The organism is Sporocytophaga myxococcoides (assembly GCF_000775915.1).
Classification (GTDB): domain Bacteria; phylum Bacteroidota; class Bacteroidia; order Cytophagales; family Cytophagaceae; genus Sporocytophaga; species Sporocytophaga myxococcoides_A.
On the sequence record NZ_BBLT01000010.1, the window covers coordinates 205,423 to 222,976 of the forward strand.

Here is a 17,554-nt window from a genome sequence, read left to right on the forward strand (position 1 = left end):
CAGATAGATAGAAATTTAATATATTAAGTATTATTTTTAGCGATTCTTAATAGGAAATCACTTAATTTTACTCTTTGTTTGACTTAAAGTTTTTAGTTGCTATTGCTACTAGGCGGCGACTAAATTTTCATAAGAGAAGTTATTAATGAAGGAAGTATTTATAACAAGGGTTGCGAAATATTTGCCAAATAATCCGGTTTCAATTGATGAAATGGAAACTTATCTGGGATTTATTAACGGCAAACCTTCGAGAGCTAAAAAGATAGTATTAAGGAATAATGGTATTAAAACAAGATATTATGCTCTTAACAAAGAGGGTAATATAACACATAATAACGCTCAGCTTGCAGCAGAAGCTGTAAGATCTTTATTCGATAAATCCTTTAAGGAGGATGATATAGAACTGCTAGCATGTGGTACTTCTTATCCTGATCAAATTATGCCATCGCATGCAATTATGGTCCATGGATATCTTGGAGGAAGACCTCTGGAAACATATTCTCCAATGGGCAACTGTTGTTCTGGGATGCATGCACTTAAGATAGGTTACATGTCTATTCTGTCTGAAAATACTTCTAATGCTGTAATTGTAGGCTCAGAACTTTGTTCTCCCATGCTTCAGGCAAAAAATTATGAAGAGGAAGCAAAAAAGATCGGAGAAATGGATGAAAATCCCATACTCGCTTTCGAAAAAGATTTCCTCAGATGGATGCTTTCAGATGGATCAGGAGCATTTCTCCTGGAAGACAAACCTGCAGAAAAAGGTTTGTCCCTTAAGATAGAATGGGTCGATAGCATATCCTTTGCCAATGAAGTAGAGACTTGTATGTATGCTGCTTCAGATAAAGATGAAAATGGAAATCTGATAAGTTTCAAGCAAATGGAACCTAAAGCTATTGCAGACAATTCTGTAATGGCAATGAAACAGGATGTCAAATTGTTGGATCAGAATATTTCTCAATTGGCAGCTAGGGCATTAAAAGGAATTTGTAAAAAACGAAATTTTGATGTTAAAGAAGTTAGTTATGTTCTTCCTCATCTTTCATCAGAGTTTTTCAGAAATAAAATAGCAGAAGAATTAATAAAATGTAATCTTGATATTCCTCAGGAAAAGTGGTTTACTAATCTCACCAGTGTAGGAAATATCGGAGCAGCTTCTGTATTTGTAATGGTAGAAGAGATTATAAATTCAGGGAAATTAAATATAGGCGATAAATTATTGCTGGCAGTTCCGGAAAGTGCGAGGTTCTCTTATTCTTATGCACTTCTGACTGTCTGTTAAATTTTTAAATTTTATTAAAATGAATTCCAATAGTCCAATTTACGAAGGCGACATCGTTGTAAACATGGTTCCTCAAAAAGAGCCATTTGTCATGGTAGATAAGCTTTTGTATTCTGATGATGCAAAAACTATAAGCGGACTGACTATCAAAGAGGATAATATTTTTTCTTATAATGGTTATTTCAGAGAACCGGGGTTGGTAGAAAATATGGCTCAAACTGCTGCTCTTCGAATGGGCTATGAAATTAACCGACAAAAATCTGATATTAATGGTGATTTAAAAGGTGCTCCAGTAGGCTATATCGGAGCAATTAAAGGACTGAAAATCCATTCACTGCCTCCAATTCAATCAGAGCTGATAACTGAAGTGAGATTTGAAAATGAAGTAATGGGTGTCCTGCTTATTAAAGCATTTTGTACCTGCAATGGAAATGCAGTTGCTGAATGTGAAATGAAGATTTTCGTAAAAAAAGATTAATCTAGCTTTTATGGAAAAAGATCAGGTTCCTCAAGATCATGGTGCACTGGAAAGCATTAGAAAAGTTATATATGCAACCGATAAAAACGGCACTTATACTAAAGTTAGGACTGCTGGTTGGGAACCTGAAAATATTGCGCTAGATCAAGCCTGGGAGGTAATCAATGAAAAAGTCGAACGGGCGAGACAGCAGGTATTATCCGGCAAAGCCAGCCCATTGCTATTTCATCTGGAAAAAAATATGATCACCAAAGGAATGCTTGCAGAGATGACAGGCATTTCTTGGTTTAGAATTGTCTGGCATTTGCGCCCTTCAGCTTTTGAAAAGTTAAGCCAGAAAACTCTTGAAAAATATGCTCGTGCTCTGAATCTTTCTGTGGCACAACTCATAAAACCCGAATAAACTTGGAAGTGAAATTTGAACATAATCAGAGTGCGCATTGTGAAAATGGTGCTGTATCAAATCTACTGAAGTTTCACAACCTAGGTATCTCCGAGCCAATGGTGTTTGGGATAGGATCAGGTTTGTTTTTCAGCTACCTTCCTTTTGTAAAATTAAACGGAATACCAGTTACTTCTTATAGAATACTTCCAGGATGGATATTTAAAAGAGTAAGCAACCGGCTGGGAATTTCTATGCATTCCACAACTTTCAGAAGCGAAACAAAAGCAATGGAAGAATTGGATCGCACTTTGGAAAAAGGCTTACCTGTTGGGTTAGTGACAAGTGTATTTTATCTTCCTTATTTACCTAAAGCTTTACGCTTTCATTTTAACGCTCACAATATTGTTGTTTTCGGAAAGAGAAACGGAAAATATCTGGTAAGTGATCCCGTTCTGGAAGAAACATGTGAAATAGATTATGATGATTTGGTAAGAGCAAGATTTGCTAAGGGGACCATGCCTCCAAAAGGAAAAATGTACTATCCGACAGCTGTGCCTTCTTCCTTTGATTTTAAACCTGCTATTGTAAAAGGAATCAAGCAGACTGCCGGTGATATGCTTAATGTTCCTATTCCTCTTTTTGGGGTAAAAGGAATCCGTTTTTTAGCTAGAAGCCTGAAAAAATGGCCGGATAAACTGGACGAAAGAAGGGCAATTTTATATCTGGGTCAGGTGATAAGAATGCAGGAAGAAATCGGGACAGGAGGCGGCGGATTTAGATTTATATTTGGTGCTTTTCTTCAGGAAGCATCCAACCAACTTCAACAGCCTTGGCTTCAGGAGGTGGCTCAGGAAGTTACAGAAACCGGAGACAGATGGAGAGATTTTGCATTTGAAGCTGGAAGAATCTGTAAAGGGAGAGCTTCTTCTGCAGTATCATACAAAACGTTATCGGATATATTATTGGAATGTGCAGATCGTGAGAAAGCAATATTTACCAAACTGAAAAAAATTACCTTATAAAAAGTGGTTCAGGTAAATAATCTTTATAAAACTTATAAAAAAGGATATGCCCCTGCGCTTTCGGGGATAAATCTGAATATTGAAAAGGGCGATTTTTTCGGGTTACTCGGTCCTAATGGAGCCGGCAAAACTACTTTGATTTCTATTATCTGCGGACTTTCATCCGCTAATATCGGGACAGCTTACATGAATGAGACCGATATCCTTCGATACCCTGAAAAAATAAAAAAATACTATGGTCTGGTTCCACAGGATATTGCTTTATATCCAACTTTAACCGCTGAGGAAAACCTTATTTTTTTGGGGAGAATGTATGGATTATCTAACCAGCCATTAAAAGTAGAAGTCGAGTTTTGGCTTAAGAAAATGGGGCTTTCAAATCATCGTCATAAGAAGATTCATGAGTACTCTACTGGTATGAAGCGCCGTGTCAATCTTATTGCCGGTATATTGCACAACCCTTCCATTATTATTCTGGATGAGCCGACAGTAGGAGTGGATGTGCAGTCCAGAGTGCTCATTCTTGAAACTTTAAAAGAAATTAACCGCAACGGAACAACAATCATTTATACAAGTCATTATCTGGAAGAAGCTGAAGATCTTTGCAGCAGAATTGCTATTATAGACAAGGGAAAGATCATTAAGGAAGGTGTGCCTGCACAACTGATATCCCAGGAGAATCGGTATTCTAATCTTGAAGACTTGTTTATTAATCTAACAGGAAAGGAATTGAGAGATTAGTATGAGAATTTTCTTTGCTATTTATAAAGAACTTTTGATTCTTATCCGTGACAAAGCAGGTCTGACGATCTTGTTTTTAATGCCTTTAACAATGATTGTGATCATGGCATTAATTCAGGATGGTCCTTTCAGGGATTATCAGCAGGCTGAAATAAAGGTGTTGGTTCTTGATCAGGATAGAGATGAATGTGGTAAAGCGATTTTTCAAGGTCTGAGTCATGCAGGGATATTTAAGATAACGCAGGCAGAATATTCAAAATCTGATATAAACAGTGTAAGAGAAGAAGTTAAAAAAGGAGCATACAAAGTTGGTGTCATTGTTCCTCCGGGTACTTCTCTTATGTTGCACACCCATATTGGCAGAGATATCAGCAGAGCTTTTGGTGAGCTTAGTAATGGCCAATCTGGAGAAGTAAAAGATTCATTGTTTGCGGGTATTCAGGTTTTTTATGATCCTGCTTTACAGGCATCATTCAAAAAGTCGGTCCAATTAGCGTTAGATAAAATTCTAGACGGATATCAAGCCAGCCAGTCGATAAAGGTAATTTCGCAACATTTATCCCAGTATTTTCCTAATGGCAATCAGTTTAATATAGATACAAGAAGATTTATACAGTTAGATCAGAAAGGTGCTGTGCCAGAATTAGAAGGCTTGTCTATGAATTCCGTGCAGCATAATGTTCCTGCCTGGACAATCTTTGGAATTTTTTTTATTGTCATTCCTTTGGCTGGCAGTATTATTAAAGAGAGAGAAGATGGCAGCACATTAAGGTTGAGAACAATTCCGGGTACTTCTCTGGTAATAATGATTGGCAAGGTCCTGGCTTACTTGTTGATTACACTTGTGCAGTTTGTTTTAATGATGTTGGCAGGAATTTTTTTAATGCCACTACTTGGATTACCTGCCTTAGAAATAGGACAAAACCTTTCCGCGCTTACAATAGCTGTTGTATCTATCGGATTGGCAGCTACCGGATTAGGAGTGTTTCTTGGAACAGTATTTAAAACTCATCAGCAATCTTCCACATTTGCGGCCGTTTTCATTGTAATTCTTGCTGCAATAGGGGGAATCTGGATACCAGTATTTATAATGCCGGAAATATTGAGAAAAATGAGTGTTATTTCTCCTCTGGGATGGGGTATGGAGACGTTTAATAACTTATTTCTCAGGGGAGCTGGAATGCAGGATATATGCTCTGAGGTAACTGCATTAACCGGTTTTTTTGGTGCAATGCTAATTATGGCCTATTTTTATAATAAATTTAAAGTCAGAAGTTAGCCATATTGGGCTTTTTAACTAAAAAGAATTCAGAATTTAATAATTAAGAGTTGGAAACAAATTTACTAGTTGCCAGAACTGAGATCAAAGTAAGGTTTTGTGAGGTGGATGCAATGGGAATTGTCTGGCATGGAAATTACCTCAAATTTTTTGAAGATGGCAGGGATGCTTTTGGGAAAGAATTTGACCTTGATTTTGTTGAATTATACAGTTCACAAGGTTATTTAACTCCTCTTGTAACAGCAAACTGCGACTATAAAAGGCCATTAAGACTGCAGGAAAAAGCAATTGTGGAGACGACCTTTGTGCCTACAGAAGCTGCCAAAATAATATTCGACTATAAAATTTACAGAGATACTCCCCAAGGAAGAGAATTACTCACTACAGGAAAAACTATTCAGGTTTTTTTAAAAGACGGGGAACTTTCGATCACAAATCCTGATTGCTATCAGCAGTGGAAAGAAAAGTGGCTTTATAAAAAAGGATGAAATCAGTTTTTTTAATATCGGATAATGTCATCACATCTCTGGGTTTTACTACCGGAGACAATGCAAAAAAAATGAGGGAAAAATGCTCTGGAGTATTACTTTCCGAAGATCATTTTATTTCCCCGACACCTTTTTTTGTATCACTGGTGAACACTCCTTTATTAGAAGAAGCTTTTTGCAGGTTGAATTCTAATGCAGAGTATACAAGGCTTGAGAAAATGATTATTACAAGTATTTCGGATGCTCTGAATAAAACTAAAATTGATCCTGCTTCAGGAGATACTTTGTTTATTATTTCTACAGCCAAGGGAAATATAGATTTGCTGGAAGAAAGACTGAATGACAGCTTTCCTAAAGAACGTTTAAGGCCGGCTGTAATGGCAAGAGTGATAAGCTCTTTTTTCAAAAATCCAAATCAACCGCTGGTTGTATCTAATGCCTGTATATCAGGATCTGTAGCAATATTGTTAGGGAAAAGAATTTTAAATGAAGGTAAATACAGGAATATAATCATAGCCGGGGGAGATGTTATTTCTGAGTTTACGGTTTCCGGTTTTCAGTCATTTAGAGCAATCGGCAGCGGACCGTGCAGACCATATGATGAACAGAGAGACGGTATCAGTCTGGGCGAAGGTGCTAGTACGGTTATTCTTTCTGTTGAACCTGAATACAATACTTCTATTGCAGTAAAGGGAGGAGCAATCACCAACGATGCCAATCATATTTCAGGTCCTTCAAGAACTGGGGAGGGCTTATTTCTTGCAATAGACGGGGCATTAAAAGATGCTGCTGTTTCTGCAGAAGAAATTGATTACATTTCAGGCCATGGTACTGCTACAAATTATAATGATGAAATGGAATCCAAGGCAATTCATTCTGCCAGGCTGGAAAATGTGCCGATGAACAGTCTGAAAGGATATATTGGTCATACTCTTGGAGCAGCCGGCATTGCAGAATCTGTAATGGCAGCCTATTCAATGAAAAATAATATACTGTTTGCCACAGCTGGTTTTTCCAAAATGGGAGTTACTCAGCCCGTAAATGTATTAAGTGACTGCATGGAGAAAAAGGTGAAAAAAGTTTTAAAAACAGCTGCCGGTTTTGGAGGATGTAATGCAGCATTGATTTTTGAGAAACAATGAGTAGTAAGGGTTTTATAAAATCATATTCGATCATAAGAAATAATAAGGCCATTCTGAACGGTGAAGAATTTCTTAAGGCCGAGCCAGAGGATGACTTTGCTACCTTTATCAGAAGCCTTTACAAAAAGCTTGAAATAGCCCATTCACCATTTTATAAAATGGATGATATGTGCAAGCTTGGACTGATGGCAACGGAACTGATTTTAAAAGACATCGCAATTAAAGAAAAATATACAGAAACAGAGATTGGTGTGGTACTTTCGAATTCCAGTTCGAGTTTACAAACTGATACTTCTTATTATGAAACAGTTAAGGATAAGAATAATTACTTTCCAAGCCCTGCTGTGTTCGTGTATACGTTGCCCAATATTGTAATTGGGGAAATTTGTATCAGAAATAAGATAAAAGGTGAAAATACTTTTTTTATTTTTGAAGAATATAATCCTGAGTTTATTACAGATTATGTAAATAATCTTTTCTCTTCAGGAAAATTGAAATCCTGTATTGCTGGTTGGGTAGAGTTTTGCGAGGGCAAATATGAGGCGTTTGTATATTTGGCAGAAGCGGATCAGGGAGATAACATGATTACACATACAACAGAACAAATTAAAAAAATATATAATTTTTAAGTTTATTATGGAAGATTTAGTAAACCAATTAAAGGTTCAGATAATAAAGGCCCTTAAACTGGAAGATGTAAAACCTGAAGATATCAATCCTACAGCTCCTTTATTCGGAGACGGGCTTGGGCTTGACAGTATAGATGCTCTTGAACTTATAGTTCTTCTTGAGAAAGAATATGGTTTAAGAGTGGAAAATGCAGCTTCAGCCAAAAAGATATTTTCATCGATCAAGTCGATGGCAGACTACATTTCAGAGCACAAAAAAGCGTAATTAGGAATGAGCAGAAAGGTTGTCATTACCGGTCTTGGAGTTATCTCTTCCATTGGAAACAATGTGCAGGAGAACTATAACTCATTGACATCTTTAAGGCCTGGTATAGGGCATATTCAAAACCTTGATACTGTTCATAAAAATATCATTCCTGTTTCGGAAGTAAAGCTTTCCGATAAGGATCTGGGTCAATTGGCCGAATTTGATATGAATCGGCCAGTGACAAGAACTACTTTGTTAGGAATCATTGCTGCGAGGGAGGCATATCTTGCAGCTGGCCTGGATAAAGTATCCAAATTAAGAACAGGTTTTATTTCAGCTACTTCTGTAGGGGGAATGGGTAAGACTGAAATGCTTTATAATAAGTATCTTGATCCGACAGACAACGGGGATTTTATGAAATTTCTTGAAACTCACGACTGCGGGGAAAGTACTGAAAGAATTGCTGAGGCATTGGGTATTAAAGACTTCATGACTACCATTAGTACTGCTTGTTCTTCTTCTGCCAATTCTATCATGCTTGGGGCAAGAATGATAAAGGCAGGAATGCTTGACAGGGTTGTTGCCGGAGGAGTAGACTCTCTTACAGTCTTTACAATTAATGGCTTCAACACGTTGATGATTCTGGATAAAGAGCATTGCCGACCGTTTGACGATAGCAGGCAAGGACTGAATCTCGGAGAGGGAGCAGGTTATATTGTGATAGAGTCTGAAGAAGCTGCAAAAGCAGGAAACAGACCGATTCTCGCTGAAGTAAGCGGATATGCGAATACCAATGACGCTTATCATCAGACGGCAAGTTCTCCTGATGGACAAGGAGCGTTTCTTGCCATGAAAAAAGCTCTTCAAGTGGCAGGATTAGCAGCTGAGGAAATTGACTATATTAACGTTCATGGTACAGGAACTCCCAATAACGATTTATCGGAGGGTACTGCGATGACACGACTGTTTGGTACACAAATTCCGAAATTCAGTTCTACCAAGTCATATACCGGACACACATTAGGGGCTTGTGGTGGTATTGAGGCTGTTTATTCTACTTTATCCATTATGAATAAAACCATCTTCCCGAATCTTAACTTTAAAGTTAAGATGAAAGAACTGGACCTTGCTCCTGAAACTTCCTTAATATCAGGTATCGATATTAAAAGCGTACTTTCCAATTCTTTTGGTTTTGGAGGGAATAACTCAGCTCTTGTTTTTAAGAAGATTTAAATGATGCAGATTTATATTAATGGTCTTGGTAATGTCTCTCCACAGAATACTCTGGACAATTCCTCTTTTCTGGAAGAGATCACATATCATCAGGACTATTTTAAAGTAATAGAGCCAAATTACAAGGAGTTTATTTCCCCTGCCTCTGCCCGGAGAATGGGCAGGGTTATAAAGATGGGAGTTGCTGCTGCCAATTATTGTCTCAGAGATGCAAAGGTGGAAAACCCAGATGCAATCATTACGGGCACTGGCATGGGTTGTCTTGAAGATACTGAAAATTTCCTTTGTAATATTTTAAACAACAAGGAACAGTTTTTAACTCCTACATCTTTTATCCAGTCAACGCATAATACTGTAGGCGCTCAGATTGCTTTGCTTCTTACCTGCAATAATTATAACTTCACCTATGTTCACAGAGATCTTTCATTCGAAAGTGCTTTTGTAGATTCAATACTACTTCTGAAAGAAGGAGAAGCTTCCAATGTCTTGTTAGGTGGAGTAGACGAAATGACGCATAATCATTATTCTATTCATGCGAAAAAAGGAGTTTGGAAAAAAGGAGCAACGACTTCTGAGTTTTTTAACAAAAATTCAAAAGGGACAATACCTGGAGAAGGTGCTGCATTCTTTTCTCTATCTTCAAGTCCAAAGGATCCATATGCAATCGTGTTGGCTGTTGAAATACTTTTTAACACAAATAGCCACGAAGATCTTAAAATGATTCTTGATAAAATATTCTCTTCCAATAATATTGAGGCGAAAGATATTGATCTTATCCTTATAGGAACAAATGGCGATAAGGAAGGGGATAAGGTATATTCAGAGTTTAAAGAAAATTTCTTTAAAGAAAATAATTCAGCGGCTTTTAAAAATCTTTGTGGTGAATATTCGACCTCTTCTGCATTTGGAGTTTGGCTGGCTTCTCAGATATTAAAGAAAAAGGAAATTCCAGCTTGTGTTTCCTTAAGCCACACTCCTGAAAAGGAAGTGAATAAAATTCTTTTGTATAACCATTACCACGGAAATCATTCCCTCATTTTATTATCCTCATGTTGAGGTTTAAGCTTGTAAGCGCGTTATTTTTCATCATTTCGGCACTGCTCCTTTTTCTGTCGATTGAAAAAGATTTTTCTTTTTGGTGGTTGGTCCTTAATGTTTTAGTGTATTCTGCTGTTGTATTTTATGGGGTGACCTATCTTAGTGCTGGCTTTTTTGTAAAGGCAGTTTGTTCTGGTCCCGATAGTAAGAAGGAATTATGTATAACCTTTGATGATGGACCTCATCCTGAAATAACGCCAAGAATTTTAAAGATTTTAAAAGAACATTCTGTCCCGGCAGCCTTTTTTGTCATCGGAAAAAACATAGAAGGAAATGAAGGTTTATTACAAAAAACGGATCAGGAGGGACACATAGTAGGAAATCATACCTTCAATCATTCTTTCTGGTTTGACCTGAAATCACCTTCAGGCATGAAACTTGAATTGAAACAGACAGATGATAAGATCAGGGAAGTTTTGGGGAAATATCCCTTGTATTTCAGGCCGCCTTATGGAGTAACGAATCCTCCTTTGTATAAGGCTCTTAGAGATACAAGGTATTCCACAATCGGATGGAATGTTCGTTCCTTTGATACTGTTGTAATGGATAAAATCAATTTATTGGATAAACTGAAAAAGGCTCTGAAACCTGGAGCTATTTATCTTTTTCATGATACCAATGATCGTACTGTTGAGATTTTAGAATCATTTATTTTGTATGCAAAGGAAAATGGATATTCTTTTGTATCAATTGAGAAGTTTGTAAATAAAGATGCATATGCTTTTAATTAAGAAATTCGGATTTTTTCTTTCGTTTATTCTGGGGCTTACCACAATTGCTGTAAGTCAGCATGCTGGTTTTAGTCCGCTTACGGATTCGGTTTCATTTAAAAATAATCTTGCTAAAACAGCGAAAGAAACCAAGACCATTCAAAGTGATTTTGTTCAGGAGAAAAACCTGAATGTACTTGCAGAAAAAATTATTACCAAGGGAACTTTCATGTTTAAAAAGGATAACATGCTGAGATGGCAATACACTGATCCTTTTCAATACCTGATCATCATGAATAAAAATAAAGTCTTTATAAAAGATGACTCCAGGGAAAACAAATATGATATGCAATCTAATAAAATGTTCCAGGAGATCAACAACATGATCATTAATAGTGTACAGGGGAATGTGCTGAACAGTAAGGATTATCATATCAAGTATTACCAGAATGAAAAGTATTATCTGGTTGACCTTACTCCTTTGAACAAAAACATGAAAGGTTTTCTGAAAACTATCAGTTTATACTTTGACAAAAAGGATTTTACAGTTTCCAAACTGACTATGACTGAGCCATCAGGGGATTATACCAATATAGCTTTCATTAATAAAAAAGTAAATGCAGAAATTTCAGATGAGAAGTTTCATATTAAGTAGTATTCTCATAGTTCTGCTTTTCTCATGTAAAGGATCTAAAACGGCCAGTACAGAAGAAGAAAGAAGGCCCTTGAAATCGGGAGAACTGATGTCGCTTTTTAAAAGTGACAGTGGTGCATTTGTTTATAAAACGGCTGTAGATGTTTATGGTCATTACCTTAGCGGCTTGTTAATTATAAAAAATACAGAGATGGATAAGTACAGACTAGTATTTACCACTGAAGTAGGTGTTAAACTTTTTGACTTTGAGCTGGGTCCGTCTCATTTTTTTAAAGTGCATTACTGCATTGACCAGATGAACAAAAAGGTAGTAATCAACCTTCTGCGGGACGACTTCAGGCTATTACTCATGAATCCATTAATCGCTTCTGAAGCAGTTGTTTCAAATGATAGCACTCATGTAATTTACAGACTCAGAGGAAAGAAGGAAGAAAATGCTTATTTTTACAATCTTGAAGATGGCCAATTGTCAAAAATAATGACGACTTACGGTAAGAAATCCAAGGTTAAAGTGGAGATCCTATTCACTGATTATAAAGATAAAGTGCCCTCAAATATTCTGCTGGATCATAAGAATATAAAGTTGACAATAAAGATGAGTCTTTTGAAAAGATAATATGTTACAAGAGAAGAATTTCTATAAAGTACAAGCAGTAGAGCCGGTTACAGAAGGTTCGCTAAAAGTCAGAGTTGAACTGAATGAAAAACATAAAATATTTGAAGGTCATTTCCCTGGAAATCCTGTTGTGCCCGGAGTGTGCATGGTTCAAATGATCAAAGAAATGCTATCATCAGTTTTAGAAAAAGAACTAACTCTGGTAACGGGTGATAACTTGAAATTTATGAATATTGTAAATCCGGAGGTAAATAAGTTTCTAGATTTTGATATCAATTATAAACAACTGGAAGATTCCGTTATTAAGGTAAACAATACCATATTTTTTGAAGATAAAGTATTCTTTAAGTTTAGCGGAACCTTTAAATAGCAACTACAGGGACTGATTAATATTTTTTGCTTTTAAGGAATTAAACAAGTGGGAAATATGTTATTAATCAGCTTTTTGTCTTCTAATGTTCAATATGAAATGATTCATGACATCTCTGAAAAATATCTATAGGGAGAAGTTTGACAAGCTTAAGTGTTGTGTGTTGATTCCTACATATAACAATGAAAAAACTTTGTTCAAAGTGATCAGTGATGTGTTGGAATATACTGGAGATGTCATTGTTGTCAATGATGGCTCTACAGATTCAACCCGAAATATCCTTGAGTCTTTCACGCAGATTAAAGTAGTCCAGCAACCTCGTAATATGGGCAAAGGCATGGCCCTTCGTACAGGATTCAAAGCTGCTTTTGAGCAAGGATATCAATATGCTATTACGATAGATTCTGATGGTCAGCATATGGCATCAGATCTTCCTGTATTTATAGATAAGATAGAAAAAGAACCGGGAACCCTTATTGTAGGCGCAAGGAATATGGAACAATCTTCTGTGCCTGGGAAAAGCAGCTTTGGACATAAGTTCTCTAATTTCTGGTTTTGGTTTGAAACAGGTGTAAAACTTCCGGATACTCAGTCCGGATATCGTCTTTATCCCCTGGAGCCATTATATAAAATGAAATGGTTTACCAGAAAATATGAGTTTGAAATTGAGAATATAGTCAGGGCTTCCTGGAAAGGTGTAAAAGTAGATTCTGTACCAGTGCAAGTATATTATGGTAAAGAACGGGTTACGCACTTCAGACCATTTAAAGATTTTAGCAGAGTAAGTGTTCTGAACACTATTCTGGTAGTTATTGCAATACTTTTTATCAAACCCTTTAAAGTAATCAGAAGTCTCAATAGAAACAGCATAGCTGATTTTTTCAAGAAGTATGTATTCAACAGGGATGAATCTGATTTGAGAAAAACATTGTCTGTAATGTTTGGTGTTTTTATGGGAATAGTTCCGATATGGGGTTTTCAGTTGATTGTGGGAATTACACTGGCGCACTTAATGAGATTAAATAAAGTGCTTTTCGTAACTGCAGCTCATATTAGCATTCCTCCAATGATTCCCATCCTTATTTTCTTAAGCTATAAGGCCGGAGGCATGGTTTTGCCAAATGGGAAAGATGTTTTGATTTTCAACAGAGATATTACTTTAGAAAATGTTAAAGCAGATCTCTTCCAATATACGGTTGGAAGCATGTTGCTAGCAGTAGCTGCAGCTGTACTGTTTGGTCTTATAACTTATTTGCTGTTAAAAGTTTTTCCTGCAAAGCAAAAACTTAATACTGAAATTTCAAGCTGAAATATTAATGTCAGGTCTATTTCTTACTCTATATAATTTTTTTGAAAAACGAAGATGGCTGCTTGCAGTCATTATTTGTTCTATCATTGCCGTAGCTGCATATTTTGCCTCGGGCATCAAAATGGAAGAAGATATTTCCAAGATAATGCCCAAGGATGAGAAGATCACGAAAATGAATCTGATCTTTCAGAACTCTAAGTTTACAGATAAGCTTATCTTTCATCTTTATCTTAATGACACAACAGCAACGGATCCAGATAAACTGGTTAGTTTCTCAGAAAGCCTGGCTGAAGTACTGAAGGGAAAATATCAGCCTGAATATATCAATGACATTAATTACAAAGTGTCTGACGATATGATGGCTCAGGTGTATAATACTTTCTATGAAAATATTCCCCTGTTTCTGGATGAAAAGGATTATGCGGATATCAATCTGTTGACAGAAAGGCAGCAACTTGACTCAACTATGGCAAGGAATTATAAGACTTTGATATCACCTGCCAGCATTGTAATGAAACAGTTCATTGTAAAAGACCCTGTTGGAATTACTTTTATTGGATTAAAGAAACTTCAGAATCTTCAATATGAAGATAATTACGAAATATATAATGGAAGTATTGTAACTAAAGATAAAAAGCACCTTGTGTTTTTTATTGATCCTGCTCATTCCGGGAATAAAACAGCAAAAAATGCTGAATTTATCAAAGGCATAGATGCTACAATAGATAGTCTGCAGAAGGTAGAGAACGGAACGGTAAAGGCAGAATATTTTGGAGCAATGGCGATGTCAGTTGGCAATGCCGAAAGAATTAAAAATGATATTACCATAACGGTATCAATTGCTATCTCTATTCTTGTCGTATTTATCAGTTTGTTTTTCAGAAGAGCAGCAATTGTATTTCTGATATTCCTGCCTGTAGCTATTGGCGGATTGATTTCACTTGCTTTATTAACCTTCTTCAGGCCTAATATTTCTGCCATAGCTTTGGGAATGGGTTCTGTATTGCTTGGTATTACTATTGATTACTCGCTTCATATTTTTACCCACTATAAGAGCACCGGTTCTCCTAAGGCAGTTATAAAGGATGTCACAACTCCTCTGTTACTAAGTTGTCTTATCACTGCGTCTTCGTTCTTCTGTCTGATGTTTGTGAAAAGCGAAGCTTTGCAGGACCTGGGGTTATTCGCTGCAATCAGTTGTATTAATGCAGCTTTGATTGGTTTAATAGTGCTTCCTCATTTTCTTAAGAAGAAAAAGGTTGAAGAACAAAAAGCAGAAGATCAGGGAAGTCTTTCTTTTGTTCATAAGTACACTTCCTACGAATTTGACAGAAATCCTTTTATTATAGGGGCAATAGCTGTGGTCTCTATAATCTGTGCATATACTTACAATCTGGTTGAATTTGAAAGTGATATGCTCAAGATGAACTATGTTTCTGATAAACTTTTTGTTGCTCAGGAAAATCTTAATAAAATCAGTTCGGCTTCATCTAAGTCAGTTTACCTCGTTTCCAGCGGAAAAACACTGAATGAAGCTCTGGCCAGCAGTGAGAAAGTTGCTGATCAGGTTGAAAAGCTGAGAGAAGACGGTGTTATCCGCAAGTATACTTCAGTTAGTAAAATGCTGATCAGTGATAGTCTTCAGAAAGAAAAGATTAAAAGGTGGAATCATTACTGGACAGAAGAAAAGAAAGCCGCGTTGAAAAAGAACCTTCAGGAGTCGTCAGGTAAATATAAATTCAAGCCCGAAGCATTTGCAGGATTCTATGAGTTGCTTGATAAACAATATCAACCAGTATCAATGGAAGAGCTTGCTGATGTAAGAAAACTGTTCTTCAATGATTTTATATCTGAAAGTAAAGATCTGACTACGGTAGTTACTTTATTAAAGGTTGATGAGGAAAATAAAAAACAGGTCTATGCTGATATTCATGAAAATGATAACCTTACAATAGTTGATAAAAAATATCTTACTGATAAATTTATTGAAATTCTGAATAGGGATTTCAGTCTTTTGGAGGTGCTTTCCCTAGGATTGGTATTCTTCATACTTGTTGTTTCTTATGGAAGGTTAGAGCTTGGTTTAATAGCATTTGTTCCAATGTGTTTGAGCTGGCTATGGACACTGGGACTTATGGGTATGCTGGGACTAAAGTTTAACATAGTTAATATCATCATCTCTACTTTTATTCTCGGTCTTGGAATTGATTACAGCATATTTATCATGTCAGGTCTACTTCAGGAGTACAGACTGGGACTCAATAATCTTGCTTCATATAAGACGTCCATATTTCTTTCAGCATTTACTTCTATTGTCGGAATAGGTGTGTTGGTGTTTGCACAACATCCAGCCCTGCAATCGATAGCATTCTTATCAATAGTAGGAATGTTCTCGGTAATTATCATTTCCTATACCGTACAGCCATTACTATTCAGGTTGCTGATCACCAACAGGACAAGAAAAGGGTTTGATCCATATACTGCTGAGGGGATATTCTTCACAATTGTAGCTTATACCTATTTTCTTTCAGGATGTTTGCTGTTAAATATAGTTGGTCCTATTGTATTGTATGTTCTTCCTGTCAATACTCAAAAGAGAAAGCTGATCCTGCATTATCTGCTGATGTATTTCAGCAAGTCCATGATTTATATTATGGGAAATGTGAGGAAGAAGATTATAAACGAAACTGGGGAGGACTTTAAGAAACCTGCGGTAATCATAGCGAATCATCAATCATTCCTGGATATTCTGGTTACTATTATGCTTTATCCCAAAATGGTAATGGTAACGAATGAATGGGTATGGAATTCTCCATTCTTTGGAAGAGTTATCCGATCAGCTGATTTTTATCTTGCAAACTCAGACCATGATTCGGGTTTGGAGAAACTGAAAGGGTTAGTTGACGAAGGTTATTCCATCATTATTTTCCCGGAAGGAACGAGAGCTGCAGACAAGAAAGTTGCACGGTTTCATAAAGGAGCTTTCCTTATGGCAGAGCGCTTAAAACTAGATATTCTTCCTCTTCTTCTGCATGGCACAGGTGATACAATTGCAAAGGGAGACTTACTTCTGAAAAGCGGAAGGATAACAATGAAGTTTTTGCCAAGAATTTCTCCGGAAGACAAGACATATGGAGAAACGTATTCTGAAAGAGCAAAACTGATCGGAAGATATTTCAGAGGAGAATATCAAAAACTTAAAGATTCAGAAGAAACGGTAAATTACTATAAAGATAGGTTAATCAAGAACTATATCTATAAAGGACCTGTTCTGGAATGGTATCTGAGAGTAAAGTTAAGATTAGAAAATAACTACGAGTTTTTCAATGCTATCATACCCAAAAAAGCTATGATCACAGACTTAGGATGCGGTTATGGATTCTTGTGTAATATGCTTGGTTTTCTATCTGAAGAAAGAAAAATTGTTGGAATTGATTATGACTCCGAAAAGATTGAGGTAGCAAACAATGGATTTGCCAAACCTGCAAATGTTAGTTTTGAAGCTGGAGATATTACTAAATATGAGATACCAACTTCGGATGTGATTATATTAAATGATGTGATGCATTATCTTCCTGAAGCAGCACAAACTGACCTGTTGAACAATTGCTTTAATAAGTTAAACCTTGGGGGAATGCTGATTTTAAGAGATGGAGATACGGATTATCAGGAGAGACATAAAGGTACTAAGTTAACGGAATTCTTCTCCACACGTTTTGTTAAGTTTAACAAAACAGAAAATCCGCTTTCGTATCTTTCTGGCAAAGCTATCGTAAAACAAGCTAAAGACAAAGGGCTTGATGTTGAAATTGTAGACAATACAAAGCTGACATCAAATAGAATTTTTATAATAAAAAAATAATTTTTTAG

General features: G+C 36.4%; 18 protein-coding genes. All 18 read left to right on the top strand.

Annotation, left to right across the window (positions count from 1 at the left end; translation table 11 throughout):
• The first annotated feature begins 145 nt into the window (after positions 1–145).
• The 18 genes from MYP_RS20575 (at position 146) to MYP_RS20660 (ending at position 17,546) form a co-directional block, all read left to right on the top strand.
• The gene (locus MYP_RS20575) at positions 146–1,282 is read left to right on the top strand and encodes a beta-ketoacyl-ACP synthase III (protein ID WP_045467648.1); all 1,137 of its coding nucleotides are present in this window, start codon (positions 146–148) and stop codon (positions 1,280–1,282) included.
• Between the two features lie 19 nt (positions 1,283–1,301).
• Positions 1,302–1,760: a hypothetical protein gene (locus MYP_RS20580; protein WP_045467650.1), complete on the top strand. Its 459-nt coding sequence runs from the start codon at positions 1,302–1,304 to the stop codon at positions 1,758–1,760.
• Positions 1,761–1,770: 10 nt separating this feature from the next.
• The gene (locus tag MYP_RS20585; protein WP_045467652.1) at positions 1,771–2,163 is read left to right on the top strand and encodes a helix-turn-helix domain-containing protein; all 393 of its coding nucleotides are present in this window, start codon (positions 1,771–1,773) and stop codon (positions 2,161–2,163) included.
• Positions 2,164–2,171: 8 nt separating this feature from the next.
• Entirely contained in the window at positions 2,172–3,167 is a 996-nt protein-coding gene (locus MYP_RS20590; protein ID WP_231570078.1) for a BtrH N-terminal domain-containing protein, read from the top strand.
• A 3-nt stretch (positions 3,168–3,170) separates the two neighbouring features.
• Complete coding sequence (locus MYP_RS20595; RefSeq protein WP_045467656.1) at positions 3,171–3,908, top strand: ABC transporter ATP-binding protein; 738 nt, start codon at positions 3,171–3,173, stop codon at positions 3,906–3,908.
• A 1-nt stretch (position 3,909) separates the two neighbouring features.
• Positions 3,910–5,187 carry an ABC transporter permease gene (locus tag MYP_RS20600; protein ID WP_045467657.1) on the top strand — a complete coding sequence of 426 codons (1,278 nt, stop codon included), beginning with the start codon at positions 3,910–3,912 and terminating at the stop codon, positions 5,185–5,187.
• Between the two features lie 50 nt (positions 5,188–5,237).
• Entirely contained in the window at positions 5,238–5,675 is a 438-nt protein-coding gene (locus MYP_RS20605) for an acyl-CoA thioesterase (RefSeq protein ID WP_045467660.1), read from the top strand.
• Positions 5,672–6,817, top strand: coding sequence for a beta-ketoacyl-[acyl-carrier-protein] synthase family protein (locus MYP_RS20610; RefSeq protein WP_045467662.1), 1,146 nt, complete (start codon positions 5,672–5,674; stop codon positions 6,815–6,817). Before MYP_RS20605 ends, MYP_RS20610 begins: the two co-directional genes overlap by 4 nt.
• Positions 6,814–7,446, top strand: a complete 633-nt coding sequence (locus MYP_RS20615; RefSeq protein WP_045467664.1) for a hypothetical protein — start codon at positions 6,814–6,816, stop codon at positions 7,444–7,446. Before MYP_RS20610 ends, MYP_RS20615 begins: the two co-directional genes overlap by 4 nt.
• Before the next feature lie 7 nt (positions 7,447–7,453).
• On the top strand, positions 7,454–7,711 hold the full coding sequence (locus tag MYP_RS20620) for a phosphopantetheine-binding protein (RefSeq protein ID WP_045467666.1): 258 nt from the start codon (positions 7,454–7,456) through the stop codon (positions 7,709–7,711).
• A gap of 6 nt (positions 7,712–7,717) precedes the next feature.
• Positions 7,718–8,926 carry a beta-ketoacyl-[acyl-carrier-protein] synthase family protein gene (locus tag MYP_RS20625; RefSeq protein WP_045467668.1) on the top strand — a complete coding sequence of 403 codons (1,209 nt, stop codon included), beginning with the start codon at positions 7,718–7,720 and terminating at the stop codon, positions 8,924–8,926.
• Entirely contained in the window at positions 8,927–9,982 is a 1,056-nt protein-coding gene (locus MYP_RS20630) for a beta-ketoacyl synthase chain length factor (protein ID WP_045467670.1), read from the top strand.
• The gene (locus tag MYP_RS20635; protein WP_045467672.1) at positions 9,976–10,755 is read left to right on the top strand and encodes a polysaccharide deacetylase family protein; all 780 of its coding nucleotides are present in this window, start codon (positions 9,976–9,978) and stop codon (positions 10,753–10,755) included. The genes MYP_RS20630 and MYP_RS20635 overlap by 7 nt, the downstream gene beginning before the upstream one ends.
• A complete protein-coding gene (locus tag MYP_RS20640) occupies positions 10,742–11,389 on the top strand; it encodes a LolA family protein (protein ID WP_052430398.1) in 648 nt (215 codons plus the stop codon). Before MYP_RS20635 ends, MYP_RS20640 begins: the two co-directional genes overlap by 14 nt.
• On the top strand, positions 11,352–12,005 hold the full coding sequence (locus tag MYP_RS20645) for a hypothetical protein (RefSeq protein ID WP_156140761.1): 654 nt from the start codon (positions 11,352–11,354) through the stop codon (positions 12,003–12,005). Before MYP_RS20640 ends, MYP_RS20645 begins: the two co-directional genes overlap by 38 nt.
• A 1-nt stretch (position 12,006) precedes the next feature.
• The gene (locus MYP_RS20650; protein WP_045467676.1) at positions 12,007–12,375 is read left to right on the top strand and encodes a hypothetical protein; all 369 of its coding nucleotides are present in this window, start codon (positions 12,007–12,009) and stop codon (positions 12,373–12,375) included.
• A 106-nt stretch (positions 12,376–12,481) separates the two neighbouring features.
• Positions 12,482–13,684 (top strand): DUF2062 domain-containing protein, encoded by a 1,203-nt coding sequence (locus MYP_RS20655; protein WP_045467678.1) that lies wholly within the window; start codon positions 12,482–12,484, stop codon positions 13,682–13,684.
• 7 nt (positions 13,685–13,691) lie between these two features.
• The gene (locus MYP_RS20660) at positions 13,692–17,546 is read left to right on the top strand and encodes a trifunctional MMPL family transporter/lysophospholipid acyltransferase/class I SAM-dependent methyltransferase (protein ID WP_045467680.1); all 3,855 of its coding nucleotides are present in this window, start codon (positions 13,692–13,694) and stop codon (positions 17,544–17,546) included.
• Positions 17,547–17,554: the final 8 nt, after the last annotated feature.